The organism is Micrococcus sp. R8502A1 (assembly GCF_006704135.1).
Lineage (GTDB): Bacteria > Actinomycetota > Actinomycetes > Actinomycetales > Micrococcaceae > Micrococcus > Micrococcus luteus.
Genome location: NZ_VIGS01000012.1, coordinates 1 through 17,541 on the forward strand (window position 1 = coordinate 1; position 17,541 = coordinate 17,541).

At 70.3% G+C, this 17,541-nt stretch carries 15 protein-coding genes; 12 read left to right on the plus strand and 3 right to left on the minus strand.

Annotation, left to right across the window (positions count from 1 at the left end; genetic code table 11):
- The 7 genes from FLM69_RS03950 to FLM69_RS03980 form a co-directional block, all read left to right on the plus strand.
- Nucleotides 1-501 (plus strand): transposase (locus FLM69_RS03950; RefSeq protein WP_181743478.1); only part of this gene is annotated, 501 nt, incomplete at its 5' end.
- Nucleotides 502-584: 83 nt separating this feature from the next.
- Nucleotides 585-1,592 (plus strand): IS481 family transposase, encoded by a 1,008-nt coding sequence (locus FLM69_RS03955; protein ID WP_141843139.1) that lies wholly within the window; start codon nucleotides 585-587, stop codon nucleotides 1,590-1,592.
- A 292-nt stretch (nucleotides 1,593-1,884) separates the two neighbouring features.
- Nucleotides 1,885-2,532: an alpha-1,2-fucosyltransferase gene (locus FLM69_RS03960; protein WP_181743479.1), complete on the plus strand. Its 648-nt coding sequence runs from the start codon at nucleotides 1,885-1,887 to the stop codon at nucleotides 2,530-2,532.
- Between the two features lie 223 nt (nucleotides 2,533-2,755).
- The gene (locus FLM69_RS03965) at nucleotides 2,756-3,607 is read left to right on the plus strand and encodes a glycosyltransferase family A protein (RefSeq protein WP_181743480.1); all 852 of its coding nucleotides are present in this window, start codon (nucleotides 2,756-2,758) and stop codon (nucleotides 3,605-3,607) included.
- A gap of 72 nt (nucleotides 3,608-3,679) precedes the next feature.
- On the plus strand, nucleotides 3,680-4,675 hold the full coding sequence (gene rfbB, locus FLM69_RS03970; protein WP_141843145.1) for a dTDP-glucose 4,6-dehydratase: 996 nt from the start codon (nucleotides 3,680-3,682) through the stop codon (nucleotides 4,673-4,675).
- Between the two features lie 13 nt (nucleotides 4,676-4,688).
- The gene (locus FLM69_RS03975; RefSeq protein WP_141843147.1) at nucleotides 4,689-6,122 is read left to right on the plus strand and encodes a sugar nucleotide-binding protein; all 1,434 of its coding nucleotides are present in this window, start codon (nucleotides 4,689-4,691) and stop codon (nucleotides 6,120-6,122) included.
- A 72-nt stretch (nucleotides 6,123-6,194) separates the two neighbouring features.
- Entirely contained in the window at nucleotides 6,195-6,950 is a 756-nt protein-coding gene (locus FLM69_RS03980) for a hypothetical protein (protein WP_141843148.1), read from the plus strand.
- A 171-nt stretch (nucleotides 6,951-7,121) separates the two neighbouring features.
- On the opposite strand, the gene FLM69_RS03985 is transcribed toward FLM69_RS03980, so the two are convergent.
- Nucleotides 7,122-8,519 (minus strand): polysaccharide biosynthesis tyrosine autokinase, encoded by a 1,398-nt coding sequence (locus FLM69_RS03985; protein WP_141843150.1) that lies wholly within the window; start codon nucleotides 8,517-8,519, stop codon nucleotides 7,122-7,124.
- Between the two features lie 168 nt (nucleotides 8,520-8,687).
- Between FLM69_RS03985 and FLM69_RS03990 the strand changes: the two genes are divergently transcribed.
- From FLM69_RS03990 to pth, 3 genes are all read left to right on the plus strand, one after another.
- A complete protein-coding gene (locus tag FLM69_RS03990) occupies nucleotides 8,688-9,998 on the plus strand; it encodes an O-antigen ligase (protein WP_255502701.1) in 1,311 nt (436 codons plus the stop codon).
- Nucleotides 9,999-10,183: 185 nt separating this feature from the next.
- Complete coding sequence (locus FLM69_RS03995) at nucleotides 10,184-10,822, plus strand: 50S ribosomal protein L25/general stress protein Ctc (RefSeq protein ID WP_141843152.1); 639 nt, start codon at nucleotides 10,184-10,186, stop codon at nucleotides 10,820-10,822.
- Nucleotides 10,823-10,829: 7 nt separating this feature from the next.
- Nucleotides 10,830-11,405 carry an aminoacyl-tRNA hydrolase gene (gene pth / locus FLM69_RS04000; RefSeq protein WP_141843154.1) on the plus strand — a complete coding sequence of 192 codons (576 nt, stop codon included), beginning with the start codon at nucleotides 10,830-10,832 and terminating at the stop codon, nucleotides 11,403-11,405.
- 44 nt (nucleotides 11,406-11,449) lie between these two features.
- Here pth and FLM69_RS04005 read toward each other — a convergent pair whose 3' ends face one another.
- Nucleotides 11,450-12,025, minus strand: coding sequence for a low molecular weight phosphatase family protein (locus FLM69_RS04005; RefSeq protein ID WP_141843156.1), 576 nt, complete (start codon nucleotides 12,023-12,025; stop codon nucleotides 11,450-11,452).
- An 83-nt stretch (nucleotides 12,026-12,108) separates the two neighbouring features.
- Complete coding sequence (locus tag FLM69_RS04010) at nucleotides 12,109-12,636, minus strand: DUF2505 domain-containing protein (RefSeq protein WP_078025720.1); 528 nt, start codon at nucleotides 12,634-12,636, stop codon at nucleotides 12,109-12,111.
- 184 nt (nucleotides 12,637-12,820) lie between these two features.
- On the opposite strand from FLM69_RS04010, the gene FLM69_RS04015 reads away from it, so the two are divergent.
- Nucleotides 12,821-13,885 (plus strand): MauE/DoxX family redox-associated membrane protein, encoded by a 1,065-nt coding sequence (locus FLM69_RS04015; RefSeq protein ID WP_141843158.1) that lies wholly within the window; start codon nucleotides 12,821-12,823, stop codon nucleotides 13,883-13,885.
- A complete protein-coding gene (mfd, locus tag FLM69_RS04020; RefSeq protein WP_141843160.1) occupies nucleotides 13,882-17,538 on the plus strand; it encodes a transcription-repair coupling factor in 3,657 nt (1,218 codons plus the stop codon). The genes FLM69_RS04015 and mfd overlap by 4 nt, the downstream gene beginning before the upstream one ends.
- Nucleotides 17,539-17,541 lie beyond the last annotated feature (3 nt).

Consider the following 17,541-nt stretch of genomic DNA (forward strand, 5'->3'; position numbering starts at 1 on the left):
GCGATGCGGTTCGTGGCCTACCAGGACCGCAAGAAGGTCGCCGCCGCGCTGAAGCCGATCTACACCGCCCCCAACGAAGAGACCGCGAGGAAGGCGCTGGCCGAGTTCGAGGCCTCCGAGCTCGGCACGAAGTACCCGTCTGCAGCCGCGACCTGGGCGAACTCCTGGGAGCGGTTCATCCCGTTCCTGCAGTTCCCACCCATGCTCCGCAAGGTCATCTACACGACCAACAGCATCGAGTCGCTGAACTTCCAGCTACGGAAGGTGACCAAGAACCGCGGCCACTTCCCCTCGACCGAGGCGGCGGTGAAGCTGCTCTGGCTGGCGATCTGCAACATCGAAGACAAACGCGCCGCCGAACGCGCTCGGGACCGGGGCAAACCCGCCGGCCAGCGCAAAGCCCAGGGCCGGCTCGTCGAAGGTCAGGCCGTCACGAACTGGAAGCAGGCCCTCGCCCAGCTCGCCGCGGCCTACCCCGACCGGATCAACCCCTACCTGTGACCACCCCGCTTACACAGACAAGTTGACACGCCCCCGCAGGATGGAAGTTCCTCAACAACCCACCTGCCAGAAGAGACCCGCTCATGACTCACGCTAACGCACCCCTGACCCCGACCGGCCGGCTGCGCATGGTCCAACGCCACCTGCACGACGGGATCCCGCAGGCACACGTGGCAGCCGAGTTCCGGGTGAGCCGGCCCACGGTGGCCACCTGGGTCGCCCGCTACCGCGCCCAGGGAGAAGCCGGCCTTCAGGACCTGCCCAGCCGGCCGCACCGTTCACCTGCCCAGCTCGATCCGGTCCTGGTCACCCAGATCCACTCCCTGCGGCGGGAGCGCAAATGGTCCGCCCGGCGCATCCATCACCACCTCGCCTCCGAAGGCCACCAGCTGTGCCTGCGCACCGTGGGGAGGTGGATGCACCGGCTGGGCATCTCCCGGTTGCGAGACCTCGCGCCCACGGGTGAGGACCTGCGCCAACGACCACAGAAGATCACCGCCCGCGGCCCGGGGCACATGGTGCACATGGACGTGAAGAAAATCGGGCGCATCCCCGAGGGAGGCGGCTGGCGTGCTCACGGCCGGGACTCCGAGAACGCGCGAGCGGCCAAACGCGGGCCTGGCCGACGGGTCGGGTACACCTACCTGCACTCGGCGATCGACGGGTACACCCGCCTGGCCTACACCGAGGCGTTGGAGGACGAGAAAGCGGTGACCACGATCGGGTTCTTCTGCCGGGCGAGGGCGTTCTTCGCCGCCCACGGCATCACCGCGGACCGGGTGATCACGGACAACGGCAACAACTACCGGGCCGTGGACTTCACCCGGAAGGTGGTCTCGCTCGGGGGCCGGCACCACCGGATCCGCCCCTACACGCCCCGCCATAACGGGAAGGTCGAGCGGTACAACCGGCTGATGGTCGATGAGGTCCTCTACGCCCGCCCGTACTCCTCAGAGCAAGCTCGGCGTGAGGCCCTGGCGGTGTGGGTGAACCACTACAACTACCATCGGCCTCATACCTCCTGCGGGGACGCCCCGCCAACCTCGTTGGCACCGGCCCGAGTCAACAACGTCATGCCCTCCTACACCTAGGGGGCGTGGGTCGTCCTGGAGGACGAAGACAGTACTCTGGACGTCGAGCGGCCAGCTCGAACGGTGCCGGATGTGACGAGGTAGCCGGATGTGACGAGGTAGGGGTGTGATGAGGCCGAAGTCGGTACGAGGTGTCGCGGCACGTGCCGTGGGCGTGGTTCGTCGCGCAGACCCACCCGTCATCTGGGGGGCTGAACCGATGAACGGCGGCAACTTCCTGTACCTATGGGCTACTGCATGGGCGCGACGCCGTGAGACGGGGCGTCCCTGGCTGGTCCGGTACAAGCCCAAGATGGACCCCTGGTTGGCGGAGTTTCCTGCACTGCAGGCATTGACCGTGGACGAGTCCGACGTCGGATTCCGGCAGGAGCGCACCGTGGAGTGGGGCCAGCAGACCTACCGGGATTGGTTCTTCCGGGACCTCCTTGACTTCTCGCAGGAACTGTTGCTCGCGAGCGACTCCTTTCAGGATCGGCTGGCGAAGGCGGACCGTGAGTCCGTCGTGGTCAATGTGCGCCGAGGTGACTACTACTCGAACCCTGTGTACAGGGAGCAGTTCGGCTTCGACGTCGTGGGGTACATCCGGGCAGCGATGATGAGGATCCCGGAGTCGGAGATCAACAGCATCGTGATGGTCTCGGACGACATCGATTGGTGTCACGCGCACCTGGGGTTTCTTTCCTCAGTGGCGCCCGTCGAAACGATCCCGGGCATGCATGACATGTTCAATGACTTGGCCCAGATTGCCGGAGGCCGGCACCTCGTCCTTTCAAACTCCACGTTCTCTTACTGGGGTGGCTATCTGGCGTCTGCCCTGCCCGCCGGTGAGCGAGCGCGTTCGGTTCAGGCACCGCTGCACTTCAACCGGCTGTACGCCCGGGGGGAGTCGCCTCTATTACTTCCCCAGTGGAGTGCTGTCCCCGATGATGAGTTCGAATGATCGTCCTTGACTTTTTATGGGCATCGGTTCGGGTTATTTCCATCACGCAGGTCGAATGAAGTGGATTATCTGGGAGTCGTTCCAAGTAGAACCACATTTGCGAGCTTGAGGGGCGCGAGCGTCTCTGCGGGTAGAAAGATGAAGCGAATTTTGGACATCGAGGGCAGGTTGACGTGGAGGCGATAGGCGGTGGCTGTGGCATATGTCGATAAGGGGCAGTCTAGTGGGTGATGGTGAGTCCGAAGTTTCCATCGTCATCCCTCATTACAACAATTCCTCCTTTCTCCTCGATGCGGTCCGCAGCGCGATAGCTTCGGTCAGCGATCCTGCCCAGGTCATTGTGGTGGATGACGGATCGACGGATCGCCGGGCCCCGGAAGTGCTGGAAAAGGTTCTATGCCTCGGCCCTCGTGTCATTCGTCAGGGCAATTCAGGGGTGAGTGCCGCTAGGAACGCGGGCATAGCTGTGGCCTCGACTCCTTATATTCTGGCCCTTGACAGTGACGACATGCTGGCCCCGGGTGCGGCGAGAGCAGTTGCGGATGCTTTCAAGCAAGATCCGGATGCTGCGATTGTTGTGGGAGCTAATCGAGATATGATGTCAGATGGGAGTGTGGGGGAATTGAATCCCCTGCTATATGGGGTCACTCGGGCGGACATGCTTTTTGAGACCCGGGTCCCCATCACCTCTGGATTTCGCCGTAGCGATTGGGAGCGCGTGGGAGGGTTCCCCGAGGGAATCCCCCTTGGGGAAGATTGGATCTTCTGGATGCGAATACTTCGCAGCGGAGGGGCAATTGTGGAAATCCCTGACGAGGTCTACTGGATTCGCAAGCATGAAGGGCAGGTTACGCGGCGCATCAGGGATGCTCGCCCGGTGGCAGCGGCGCAGAATCTTGTCCTAAGAGAAAACATCGACCTCGTCACGCTTCATGCCGAGGAAGTCGTCTCGCAACTCACGGAGGCAAGAGAACTGCTGGCTCAGTATCGTTACAGTTACCGCCACGCCGACTTGGCAAAGGCCCGAGCGAGGAGCTTGTTCAAGTCCATCCGAGGGGTTCGGCGCCGACCCTGACGTCGGTCTGTAGTCGACCGACCAGGGGACCTGCCCGCTCGGCGTGGACCATCACCTCTGTAATCTGGCTCCATGCGCATCCTCGTCACCGGCGGCGCCGGGTTCATCGGATCGAACTTCGTCCACCACGTCGTCCGCGAGACCGGGCACGACGTCGTCGTCCTGGACAAGCTGACCTACGCCGGCAACCGGGAGAACCTCGCCGGCCTGCCCGAGGACCGCGTCACTCTCGAGGTCGGGGACATCTGCGACGCGGCCCTGGTGGACCGCCTGGTCGCCGAGTCGGACGCCGTCGTGCACTATGCCGCGGAGTCCCACAACGACAATTCGCTGAGCGATCCCTCGCCGTTCATCCAGACGAACATCGTCGGGACCTTCGTCCTCCTGGAGGCGGTCCGCAAGCACGGCAAGCGCTTCCACCACGTGTCCACGGACGAGGTCTACGGCGACCTCGAGCTGGACGACCCGGCGAAGTTCACCGAGTCCACCCCGTACAACCCCTCCAGCCCCTACTCGGCCTCGAAGGCCGGCTCGGACCACCTGGTCCGCGCGTGGGTGCGCTCCTTCGGCGTGCAGGCCACGCTGAGCAACTGCTCCAACAACTACGGCCCGTACCAGCACGTCGAGAAGTTCATCCCTCGCCAGATCACCAACCTGATCGACGGCGTCCGCCCCCGCCTCTACGGCCACGGCGTCAACGTCCGGGACTGGATCCACACGGAGGACCACTCCTCGGCCGTGCTGCGCATCCTCGAACGCGGCGAGATCGGCCGCACGTACCTGATCGGTGCGGACGGGGAGAGGAACAACAGGGAGATCGTGGAGATCCTCCTCGAGCTCTTCGACCGCCCCGCGGACGACTACGACCTCGTCGCCGACCGCCCCGGCCACGACCTGCGCTACGCGATCGACAACACCGCCCTGCGCACCGAGCTCGGCTGGGAGCCGCAGTTCACGGACATCCGCGCCGGTCTGGCGGACACGGTCCGCTGGTACCGCGAGAACGAGGCCTGGTGGCGCCCGGCCAAGGCCGCCGTCGAGGCCACCTACCGCGCCCAGGGCCAGTGAGGGGGCACCGCTGATGCGCATCACCGAGACCGCCATCCCCGGCCTGCTCGTCCTCGACCTCGACGTCCACGGGGACAACCGCGGCTGGTTCAAGGAGAACTGGCAGCGGGAGAAGATCCGCGCCCTCGCCGCCGAGCACCCCCGCCTGGCCGCGCTCTCCCCGGTGCAGAACAACATCTCCTTCAACGACGCCGTCGGCACCACCCGCGGCATCCACGCCGAACCCTGGGACAAGTACGTGGCCGTCGCCCACGGCCGGATCTTCGGCGCCTGGGTGGACCTGCGGGAAGGGCCGTCCTTCGGCGCCGTCGCCACCGTGGAGCTCGGCCCGGAGAAGGCCGTCTTCGTGCCGCGCGGGGTGGGCAACTCCTACCAGACGCTCGAACCGGACACCGCCTACACCTACCTGGTGAACGACCACTGGTCCGCCGACGCGCAAGGCCGGTACACGTTCCTCAACCTCGCGGACCCGACGGCGGCCATCACCTGGCCCATCCCGCTCGAGGACGCCGAGCTCTCGGACAAGGACCGCGCCCACCCCATGCTCGCGGACGTCACCCCCATGCCGCCCGCCCCGATCCTCGTGCTCGGCGCCGGCGGCCAGCTCGGCCGCGCCCTCGTGGCCCGCGCCGAGGCCGCGGGGATCCCGGTCGAGGCCCATGGCCGGGACACCTGGGACATGACCGATCCGGCGTCCTGGCCGAGGGAGCACTTCCGCGGCCTGCGCGCCGTGGTCAACGCGTCCGCCATGACCGCGGTGGACGCCGCCGAGACGCCCGAGGGCCGGGCCCAGGCGTGGGCCGTCAACGCGACCGCCGTCGCCGAACTGGCGCGCCGCTGCACCGAGGCCGGCGTCCCCCTGGCGCACGTCTCGACCGACTACGTGTTCGACGGCGCCCTCCCCGTGGGGCAGGAGCACCCGGTGGATCACCCGCTCGCGCCGCTGGGCGTCTACGGCCAGTCGAAGGCCGCCGGTGAGGCCGCGGTGCGCACCGTGCCGCGGCACTGGATCGTGCGCACCTCCTGGGTGATCGGAGAGGGGAAGAACTTCGTGGCCACGATGGCGTCCCTCGCCAAGCGCGGGATCGACCCGGCCGTCGTCGCCGACCAGCACGGCCGCCTCACCTTCGCCGACGACCTCGCCGACGCCCTGCTGCACCTGGTCACCACGGATGCGCCCACGGGCACGTTCCACATGACCAACAGCGGCGACGTGGTCACCTGGCACGACGTCGCCCGCTGGGTCTTCGAGGACACCGGCCACGACGCCGCGCGCGTCTCCGCCACGACCACCGCCGCGTACATGGCCGGCAAGGAGGGCGTGGCCCCGCGGCCGACCAACAGCGCGCTCGACCTCGGGCCCCTGGCCGCCGTCGGCTACACCGCCCCGGACCAGCGCGACCGCCTGCGAGACCACCTGTCAGAAATGACGGGTGGCACACGCTGATATTCTTGCCCTGGACGTGTCTGCACAGCGGAAATACATCAGGCACACGTAGTCTCCCTGAAAGGCCCCGTCATGAACGCTCGCTCTGCTCACACCACCGCGTCAGGCCCAAGTCGACGCGCCGTCGCCACCGGTCTGGCCTGGTCTGTCCCCGCCGTCGCCATGGTCTCGGCGGCACCGTCCTTCGCCGCTTCGCTGCGCAAGGATCCCGGCATCAACGGCTGGGTGCTGAACACGACAACTAATCATGGCGGTTGCCGCTATTCTCTCGAGGTGAACTCGGCGCCCACTCGTGGGGGTGCCACTCCCGATGGCGCGCCCTGGGGGCTCTACCTCTATGACGTCTCGAAGGACGCCAGCTACAGCGGCGCCAAGCTGGTCTACTGGGTGCGTGGCGACCACGTGGCGCAGAACACGATCACCTGGCAGGCGGCCACCGGGCATTCGACGAAGTGGTCAGGCCCCGTGACGGGTGCTCCGCAGACGAAGGCCGACGGTTTCAAGTACACCCCCTACACCTGGACGTACACCGGCACCATTGACCCGGCGGACGTCCGTAGTGACGGGCGGCTGTACCTCGAGACCTTCCATGTGAAGGCCGTCAACTTCTCCATGTGGGAGAATAGCCGTTGCCTGCCCCTGGACTACTGGACGTACCGGGAGATCACTGTGGACCCGGACGGGCCCACCGGGCCGCAGCAGCCGATGACACTCAGCTTCGAACGCCGCAACGGGCCGAGCGGCCCCTACGTTCCCGGCGCTCAGGGGCGCATGGCGGTCACGCCGGACGCCGAAGCCACGGCAGATCTGCAGCAGCTGAGCAGCTGAACCGGGCCACCCGCCCCCGTCGTGCGGGTGGTGTCCTGTCGGGGTTGCCCAGGCGAGGGAGCGCGCGCTCCGTGATCGACGGGGCCGCCGCCAGTACTGGCCGGCTCGCACAGACGTAGTGGGGCCCCGCACCGGAAGGTGCGGGGCCCCAGCGTGTGGAGGGGACTGGCGTCAGCCCTTCTTCGCCCGTGCGGCCCGACGGGACTTCTTTCCGCCCTTGCCGGTTCCCTGCAGGTACTTGTCATGGGACTTGTGGTACGTGCTCTCGTACCCGTAGCCGTAGGAGTAGCCGCCGCCGCGCTGGGAGCGCGCGACGCCGTTCATGACGACGCCCAGCAGATGCGCGTCCACCGCGGCGAGATTCTCCACAGCCGCCTCCAGGTGGTCCTTGCGGGTCCGCCCCTGACGCACCACGAGCACAGTCCCGTCCACGGCGGTGGCCAGGAGCGAGCCGTCCGTGACGGGCAGCAGGGGAGGGGAGTCGACGATGACGAAGAAGTCCTCCGACGCCAGCTTCAGCAGGGCCCGCATGCGCTTCGAGCCCAGCAGCTCCGACGGGTTCGGGGGCGTCCGGCCGGCGGGGAGCAGCGTGAGGTTCGGGATGCCGGTGGCCGCGAGGGCGTCGTCCGGCTGCACCTCACCGGCCAGCACCTCGGACAGGCCCACGTCGCCCGCCACCTGGAAGAGGTCGTGCTGCCGGGGCCGCCGCAGGTCGGCGTCCACCACGAGCACCCGTTCGCCGGCCAGGGCCAGGGCGCGGGCCAGGTTCGACGCGACCGTCGACTTGCCCTCGGAGGGGTCCGCGCTCGTGAACGAGACGACGCGGGGCGGCTCGTCGACGGAGACGAACTTGAGATTGGTGCGCAGCGCCCGGATGGCCTCGCCGGCCCGGGGGTCGAGTTCCACGGCCTCCTCGCCCGTGCGGGTCAGGGACGCGTTCTCCGGGACGGCCCCGATGACGCCGGCGCCGGTGATCTCCTTCACGTCGGCGCGGCTGCGCACCTTCACGTCCAGGAGACGACGGAGCACGGCGATGGCGAGTCCCGCACCCAGTCCGGCCACGACGCCCAAGAGGACGTTGCGCCGGGTGTCAGGGCTCACGGGGGCAGAGGGCACGCGGGCGTCGGACAGCGGCACGACCTCCAACGGGCTGTTCTTGTCCACGTCCGCCGCCACGTCCGCCGTCGCCTGCAGTGCACTGTTCGCCAGCTGCGCGGCGGTCTCGGGATCCGTCGAGGTGGCGGTCACCTTGATCATGCTGGACTCGGGGACGAGCACCGCGGAGAGCGAGCCGTCGCCGTCCTGCCCCGTGTCCTGTGCCACGCGTTCACGCACGGCCTCGCTGTTGATCAGGGCGACGTAGGCCTGAGCCCGGCTCTCGGCGGGCAGGTTGCTGGTGATGAGGCTCTGATCTGCAGCCCGGGCGGCGAGGAACCCCTGAGATTCGGACGCGTAGATCCGGGGCTGCAGTGCGGAGTAGCCCCAACCCAACAGACCCCCCACGAGGGCTGCTGCCAGGAGCAGCAGGAGGTTGGCGCGCAGGAGGCGGAAGAAGTCGACGATCGTCACGGGGCACCTCGGGGGTCATGGACGGGGATGCGCGGGCCGTTGTGGCCAGGAAACGCACAGGTCCACGGTACCAACACCCACCGTGCGCTCTGAGGCCCCGAGGACGAGGCCCGCCACCGCGCTACGCTGAGCCGAGTATTGCCCGGCGTCCACGAAAGGTTCCGCACCATGCGCCCGAGCACGCCCCGTGACCGGACGGCTGCCCGCGCCATGGGGGCCGTCGCGCCACCCGAGGCCCGGCCTGCCAGGCGTCACGCCTCACTCGGCCTCGTCCCGGACGGTCAGGCCGCGTGGACCCGCTCCCCGTGGAACCCCTTGGTCACGCCGGCCTCACCGCGGCTGTTCGAGGCCGTGCTGGCCATCGGCCTGGTGATGGACGCGTTCACCGCTCCCGGCCTGCCGATCCCGTTCGCGGAGTTCTCCGCCATCCTTCTGCTGCTCCTCGCCTCATTCCGGCAGCCCCGCCGGGACCTCTCCCACTACGGCGTGCTGGCCCTCGTCGCACTGGCCCTGGTGGCGTATCTCGTCGCGGTGACCGTGCACAACGACCTCGACCCCACGCGTCGCGCCACGAGGATCACGCTCCTGATCCTGCTGATCTACGCCATCGCCAGCGAGCGGATCGACATCAAGGGCATCCTCTACGGGATGACGGTCGGTGCACTGATCAACGTGCCCCTCTTCTACGCGGGCCTGGCCCCGGACACCTACGGGGGCTACCTCACCGGCTTCCTGGGGGACAAGAACGTCTCCGGCCTCTTCTATGCGCTCCTGCCGGTGCTGCTCGTGGCCACCATGCAGCGCATGGGCCCGAAACTCCTCGTGCTGGGTGCCGGTGCCGCCCTGACCTTCCTCACCGGCTCGCGAACCTCGATGGCCGCGCTGCTCTGCGCGGTCGTGTGGATCCTCGTGAGCCCCTACCTGGGGCGGGTCCTGCGTATCGCACTGGGGGTCGTCATGGGTTGGTTCGTCAGCTGGGCCGAGGAGAACCTGGCCGACCTCGGCATCTTCGGAGACCGCACGGGCACGGACTGGTTCCGTGCGCAGATCCAGGAGGCGTCCGCGGAGAAGGTCGCGGACACGTCCTTCTTCGGCCAGGGCCTCTCCACGGCCTTCGTGGAGCTGGACGGCGTGACCATGTTCTTCCACAACTCCTACCTGGGGCTCCTCGTGGAGGGCGGCTGGCCGTTCCTGGTCGTCGTGGTCGGCGCCTACCTCTGGCTGTGCCTGCGGCCCTTCGCCCGGACGCACCGCTCGCCGTCCCGCGTGGCTGTCGAGGGGGCCGCGCTCATCATCCTGGTGACCTCCCTCCAGCTGGGTGAGGTGTTCATCACGATCTTCGGTGCCGTCGTCCTCGGTTGCGGCCTGCTGCTGAGCGCCCAGGAGAGTGACGAATCCCATGGCGCACCCGCGAAGGACCGGGCCCACCGCCGGAAGCTGGACCGCATCGTGGAGCGGTCCCGACGAGCGAACCGCTGAGCGCGACGAGCATCACCGGTGCTATCCTGTCCAGGTTGCCCAGGCGAGGGAGCGCGCGCTCCGTGATCGACGAGGCCGCCGCCGCGTGTCAGCATGCTGGCCCGCTGCGGCACTGAAGCCCCCTCCTGGCCGCATCCCGCGCCGCCCCCGGCTGCGCGGCCGAGACCCCCACAGGAGGACGCATCATGTCTGACCAGCTCAAGATCAAGGTCACCCGCCGCACCGACTTCGGCAAGGGTGCCGCCCGCCAGGCCCGCCGTGCCGGCCTGATCCCCGCCGTCGTCTACGGCCACGGCCAGGATCCCGTGCACCTGCTGCTGCCGGCCCAGGAGACCACCCTGGCCGTCCGCAACCCCAACGCCCTGCTCACCGTCGTGAACGAGGCCGGCGAGGAGCACCTGGTCCTGCCCAAGGACATCCAGCGCCACGCCATCAAGGACACCGTGGAGCACCTGGACCTCATCGAGGTCCGCCGCGGCGAGAAGGTCATCGTCGAGGTCACCGTGCATGTCGAGGGCGAGGTCGCCCCCGGCAACGACTACGTGCTGGACTACGTCACCGTGCCGGTCGAGGCCGAGGCCACCGACCTGCCCGAGGCCGTCACCATCTCCATCGAGGGCCGCGAGGCCGGCGACCACGTGTACGCCACGGACGTGCAGGTCCCCGCCGGCGCCACCCTGCAGCTCGAGGACGACATCGTCATCGCCACCGTCAGCGAGGTCGTCGAGCAGGACCTCGGCGACGAGTCCGTGCAGGAGGAGCAGGCCGCCGAGTCCGCTGAGGGCGAGCCCGCCGAGGGCGAGTCCGAGGGCTCCGAGGACTGATCACGCCGTGACGACGGGGACCACGCTCATCGTCGGGCTCGGCAATCCCGGGCCCGAGTACGAGCGCACCCGTCACAACGTCGGCCAGATGGTGGCGGATGAGCTCGCCTCCCGCATGGGGGTCGGGTTCACCCGCCACCGGGCCGGCGTCGTGGTGGCCACGGGCCGCCTCGGCATCGGGGGACCGCGGGTCGTGCTCGCGAAGTCCACCGGCTACATGAACGTCTCCGGACGCCCCGTCTCCGCGCTGGCGTCCTTCTACGGGATCGGCCCCGAGGACCTCGTGGTGGTCCACGACGAGCTGGACATCCCGTTCGACACCCTGCGCCTCAAGCGCGGCGGGGGAGAGGGCGGCCACAACGGCCTGAAGTCCATCACCGCCTCCCTCGGCACGAAGGACTACGCCCGCGTGCGCGTCGGCATCGGCCGACCCCCGGGGCGCATGGACGTGGCCGACTTCGTGCTGCGCCCCTTCACCAAGCCCGAGCAGGACGCACTGCCGCTGCACGTGGACCGCGCGGCGGACGCCGTCGAGAAGCTCGTCACGGACGGGCTCGAGCCCGCCCAGCAGGCGTTCCACTGACCTCCCGCCCCGCGGGCGTCCTCGACGGGGACGCAGCCCCACGCTCAGGGGGTCGGGGTCACGGCACGGGCCAGGGCATCCGCGATGGTCTCCAGTGCGGGATCCATGATCCGGATCATCTCCGCGTACCCCTCCACCGGCCCGCGGAACGGGTCCACGACGTCGAGGGGCTGGGTGGTCGACCGTGCGAGGGCCCGGTGATGGGCTGCCTCCGCCGCGAAGGCACGCACTCCTCGGCCCGCGGGGATCCAGTCCCGTCCGTTCCGCGCGTCCAAGATGCGGACCAGCGCTGCGAGTTCCAGTACGGTGAACACCCGCGCGACGGCCTGCGGCACCTCCCGCAGCGCGAAGCGCATGTGCTCCTGAGCCGCCGCCAACACGAGATCTGCCTCCGCGACCATGAACGGCTGCAGCGCGGCGGGCCGGTGGTCCGCGAGGCCGGCGACACCGGCCTCGGCGCCGAGCCGCACGAGCGGCGGGGGCACCGTCAGGGCCTGGTTCGGCTGGGAGCCGGCGCTGCCGACCTCCACCCGGCCGGGGACCAGAGCCGCCAGCCGTCCCTGCAGGGCCCGGCTCGCATAGGCCGAGCGGCACACGTTGCCGGTGCACACGATGAGCACGGCGTCCGGCGCCGGCAGCGCCCGACGCCCCCGCCGGGCCGGCGGAGACGGGCTCGTCGGGACCGGGCGACGGGAGAACGAGATCAACCGCGCGCGGCTCCGCCGTCACGCTCGAGCCACGAGGACAGCGCCCGGGCCTGACGATTGACGACCTTGCCGACCATCGGCTCGGCCTTCGCCGCGAGCTTCGAGCCCACCAGCGGGATCCGGCAGACGAGGGTGCCGTCCACGGAGAACTGGGAGCCCTCACCGGCGGCGGTCAGGCGGAGGGCGCCGTCCGCCGTCGCCTTGGCGGAGGGCACGGTGATGGTGGTGGTGCCGGCGCGGGAGCCGTCCGCGGCGGGCGCGTCCCACCGCTCCACCTGCTCCACCTGGAGGGCGGAGCCGATGAGCTTGCGGGCCATGTCCGGGACACGATCCGGGATGCGGTCCGCGGGCAGGGAGCGCACGGCGGTGACGGTCATCGGGCCCTCCGGGGAGCCCTCGACGGAGAACGAGACCAGGGAGCCGCCGAAGGACTCGACCACGGAACGGTGGAAGTCCTCGGACGCCAGGGCGGCTGCCACGGCCGCCGGCGGGTGCGGGATGGACTGCTGAGCGGAAAAGGCCACGGTGTCTCCTCGGGGTCAAGTCGGGCCGCGCCCGGTGGGCCGTGAGAGAGCCGGCACCGGTTCGCCGACGGCGATGGGCGTCCATCCCTCACCTTATATGCTGGCCTCCGCGACCCGGGTCCCGTGCACGGTGCCGGGACCGGCCGCGCGACCCCTCGTGAACCCCCTGGAAGGTGTGTCCGCCATGTCGGCACTCTGGGCCGTGGCCCTCATCATGCTCCTGAGCGGGACGGCGAAACTCCGTTCCGGCGAGGACGTGCAGGCCACATTCACCCGACTCAGGGTGCCCCGCCCGTTCGCGGCCCCCGCCCTGGCGCGTGCGTTCCCCTGGCTCGAGCTGCTGCTCGCCGCCGCCCTCCTGCAGCCCTTCACCCCGCTGCGTCCCGTCGTCGGCCTGGCGGCCGTGGCCCTCTTCGCCGCCTTCCTCGCGCTCGTGGTCCGGGCCCAGGACGACGGCGTCTCGTGCGGCTGCTTCGGCGAGGCCTCGGCCGCCCCGATCTCCCGCACCACCGTGGTCCGCAACGTCGTCTTCCTGGCCCTCGCCGTCCTGGCCCTGGCCGAGGGGATCGTCTCGCTGGCGGTGCACGGCGCGGGCCTGGCCTGGCAGCCTCTCACCGCCTTCGGCGCCGGGGCGTGGGCGTGGGCCCTGCTCGTGTCCGTGCTGCTCGCGACCGCCGCGTTCCTGGCCGGGCGCGAGTCCGTCCCGGCCGCACCCGACGCCGCCCCGGCGACGCCCACGCCCGAGGCCCCGGCCGCCGTCGACCCGGCCGACGGCGCCGAGCCCGAACGCCACCCGTTCCCGGACGCCGTCGTGGTCGCGGACGGCGAGTACATCGGTCTGCACCGGCTGGTCGCGGACGGGGCCGTGGTGGCCCTGCGCCTGTCCACGGGGTGCGGCTCCTGCGCGCGGGTGATCGAACGGCTGGACGAGTTCAAGGACGCGCTCGGGCCGGTCCGGCTGCGGGTCCTCATGCCCCAGCACGCCCCCGGCGCCGAGGGGGCGATCCGCAGCGGCGCCGTCGACGCGTCGCTCGTGCTCGCCGACCCGGCCGGCGCCGCCTCGCAGGCCCTCGGCCTGCACTCGTTCCCCACCGCGGTGCTGCTCGGCACGGACCGGCTCACCGCCGGCGGCCCGGTGGGCGGCGCCGACGACGTCCTCGCCTTCCTCGAAGAGATCCGGGAGATCATGACCGCCGAACTGCCCGCCGCCACGGACGGCTCCACCGCCACCCCGGAGGTCCGCGCATGAGCGCCCCCGAGACCACCCCCGTCCTCGCCCCGCTGCTGCCGCGCCTGCGCGCCGAACGCGCGCTCGAGGCGGCCGCCGCCTCCGCCTCCCGGCCGCTCGAGTCCCGAGGCGTCGAACTCGAGATCGGTCTGCCCGACGGCGCCCGCGCGCCCCTGCTGACCGTCCTGGCCGAGGCGCTGGCCGAGGGCCACGGCGAGCGCGCCGCCGTCCTCGTGGTCACCGCGACCACCCGCGAGGCCGAGGACCTCGTGACCGACCTCGCCGCCTGGGCCCCCGCCGGCGCCGCCGCGCTGTTCCCGTCCTGGGAGACGCTGCCCCACGAGCGCCTGTCCCCGCGCTCGGACACCGTGGGCGCGCGCCTGGCCGTGCTGCGCCGCCTCGCCCACCCGGAGGAGCACGCGGAGGGCCCGCTGCGCATCGTCGTCGCCCCCGTGCGCGCCGTGCTGCAGCCCCTCGTGGCCGGGCTCGGCGAGCTGAGCCCGGTGACCCTGCGGACCGGAGAGGAACGGGACTTCGACGGCGTGGTGGCCGCGCTCGCGGACGCCGCCTACTCGCGCGTGGACATGGTCAGCCGACGCGGCGAGTTCGCCGTGCGCGGCGGGCTGATCGACGTGTTCCCGCCCACCGAGGACTACCCCGTGCGCATCGAGTTCTTCGGCGACGAGGTGGAGCAGATGCGCTGGTTCTCCGTGGCGGACCAGCGCTCCCTCGAGGACACCACGGAGGACGGCTCGGGCCACCCCTCCGAGCTGTACGCGCCCCCGTGCCGCGAGCTGCTGATCACGGACCACGTGCGCCGGCGCGCGAAGGAGCTGATCCCGGCCATGCCCGCCGCCGCGGACATGCTGGACCGGATCGCCGAGGGCGTGGCCGTGGAGGGCATGGAGTCCCTCTCCCCGCTGCTGGCCGAGGCCATGACGTCGCTGCCCCGCATGCTGCCCACAGGCTCGCTGACCGTCCTCGTGGAGCCCGAGCGCCTGCGCGGCCGCGCCGACGACCTGCTGGCCACCAATGAGGAGTTCCTCCAGGCCGCGTGGGCCGGCGCCGCGCAGGGCGCGGTCGCCCCGGTGGACGTGGCCGGGGCGGACCAGTCCGCCGCGGGAGGCTTCCTCACGGTGGCCGAACTCCGCGCGGCCGCCCTCGAGCAGGACCAGGGGTTCTGGTCCGTCACCGCGCTGGTCTCGGACGAGGAGCTGCTGCCCGACGCCGCCACCCTGCGCGCCACGCTCGGCGTCGCGCAGACCTTCTCGGGCGACATCGAGGCCATGGTCGCGCACACCCGCGTCCGGCTCGCGGAGGGGTGGCATGCCGTGGTCCTCACCGACGGCCCCGGCTCCGCCCGCCGTCTCGCCGAGCTCAACGCGGAGGCCGGCCTCACGGCCTCCGTGGTGGACGGGCCCCTGCCCGCGGACCTCGCCCCGGGGCGGGTCTCCATCGCGACGGCGCCCGTCGGCTCCGGCTTCACGATCCCGGACGCGCAGATCGCCCTGATCACGGAGCACGACCTGTTCGGCCGGCACCGCACCGCGGGCACGCGCGCCCCCGGAGCGCGGCTGGCCCGGAAGCGGCGCAACGCCGTCGACCCGCTGACCCTGCAGCCCGGCGACCACGTGGTGCACTCCCAGCACGGCATCGCCCGCTTCGTGGAGCTGCAGCGCCGCAAGGTGACCGGCGGTCCGCGCACCGCCCCCGGCGCCGAGGAGTCCTACCGCGAGTACCTCGTACTTGAGTACGCGCCCTCGAAGCGCGGCGCCCCCGGCGACCGGCTGTTCGTGCCCACCGACCAGCTCGACCTGATCTCCTCCTACGTGGGCGGGGAGACGCCGTCGCTGTCCAAGATGGGCGGCTCGGACTGGGCGCAGACCAAGTCCAAGGCCAAGCGCGCCACCCGCGAGATCGCCGGCGAGCTCATCCGCCTGTACTCGGCCCGCATGGCCTCGCGCGGCCACGCGTTCGCCCCGGACACCCCGTGGCAGGGCGAGCTGGAGGAGGCGTTCCCGTTCATCGAGACGCCGGATCAGCTGACCACCATCGAGGACGTCAAGAAGGACATGGAGGCGGCCGTCCCCATGGACCGGCTCGTCTCCGGCGACGTCGGCTTCGGCAAGACCGAGGTGGCCGTGCGCGCCGCGTTCAAGGCGGTGCAGGACGGCAAGCAGGTGGCCGTCCTCGTCCCGACGACGCTGCTCGCCCGCCAGCACCACCAGACGTTCTCCGACCGGTTCGCCGGCTTCCCCGTGAAGGTGGCCGCGCTCTCCCGGTTCCAGACCGCCAAGGAGTCCAAGGAGGTCATCGAGGGGCTCGCGCACGGCGAGGTGGACGTGGTGATCGGCACCCACCGGCTGCTCTCCGACCAGGTGCAGTTCAAGGACCTGGGCCTGGTGATCGTGGACGAGGAGCAGCGTTTCGGCGTCGAGCACAAGGAGGCGCTGAAGAAGATGCGCACCAACGTGGACGTGCTCGCCATGTCCGCCACGCCCATCCCGCGCACCCTCGAGATGTCCCTCACCGGCATCCGCGAGACCTCCACGCTGGCCACCGCCCCGGAGGAGCGCCACCCGGTGCTCACCTCGGTGGGCCCGTACTCGGACCAGCAGGTCACCGCGGCCATCCGCCGCGAGCTGATGCGCGAGGGTCAGGTGTTCTACGTGCACAACCGCGTCACCACCATCGACAAGGTGGCCAAGCGCATCGCCGAGCTGGTGCCGGAGGCGCGGATCGCCGTCGCCCACGGCAAGATGAGCGAGGCCCGGCTCGAGCAGATCATGGTGGACTTCTGGGAGCGGAAGTTCGACGTGCTCGTCTCCACCACGATCATCGAGACCGGCCTGGACATCGCCAACGCCAACACCCTGATCGTGGAGGACGCCCACCGCTACGGCCTCTCGCAGCTGCACCAGCTGCGCGGCCGCGTGGGCCGTGGCCGCGAGCGGGCGTACGCGTACTTCCTGTACGACCCGCAGAAGCCCCTCGGCGAGGTGGCCCTCGAACGCCTCAAGGCCGTGGCCACCCACAACGAGCTCGGCGCGGGCATGCAGCTGGCCATGAAGGACCTCGAGATCCGCGGCGCCGGCAACCTGCTGGGCGGGGAGCAGTCCGGCCACATCGCCGGCGTGGGCTTCGACCTCTACCTGCGGATGGTGGGCGAGGCCGTGGCCGACTTCAAGGGCGAGGAGGACACCGCGCCCGCCGAGGTGAAGGTGGAGCTGCCGGTCAACGCCCATCTGCCGCACGACTACGTGCCGGGGGAGCGGCTGCGCCTGGAGATGTACCGCAACCTCGCCCAGGCCGCGGACGACGCCGCCGTGGACGCCGTGGTGGAGGAGCTCAAGGACCGGTACGGCCCGCTGCCGGAGCCGGTGGAGGCGCTCGTCGCCGTCGCCCGGTTCCGCAACCGGGCGCGAGCCGCGGGCGTCACCGAGGTCATGCTGCTGGGGCAGAACGTGAAGTTCGGCCCCGCCGCGGACCTGCCGGAGTCCCGCCAGATGCGCCTGACCCGCATGTACAAGGGCGCCCAGGTCAAGCCGGCCCTGAACGGCGTCCTCATCCCGCGTCCCAAGACCAAGCCGGTCATGGGTCAGGATCTCGTGGACGTCCCGCTGCTCGAGTGGGCGCAGCAGGTGGTCGACGCGATCTTCGCGCCGGAGGGCTGAGCC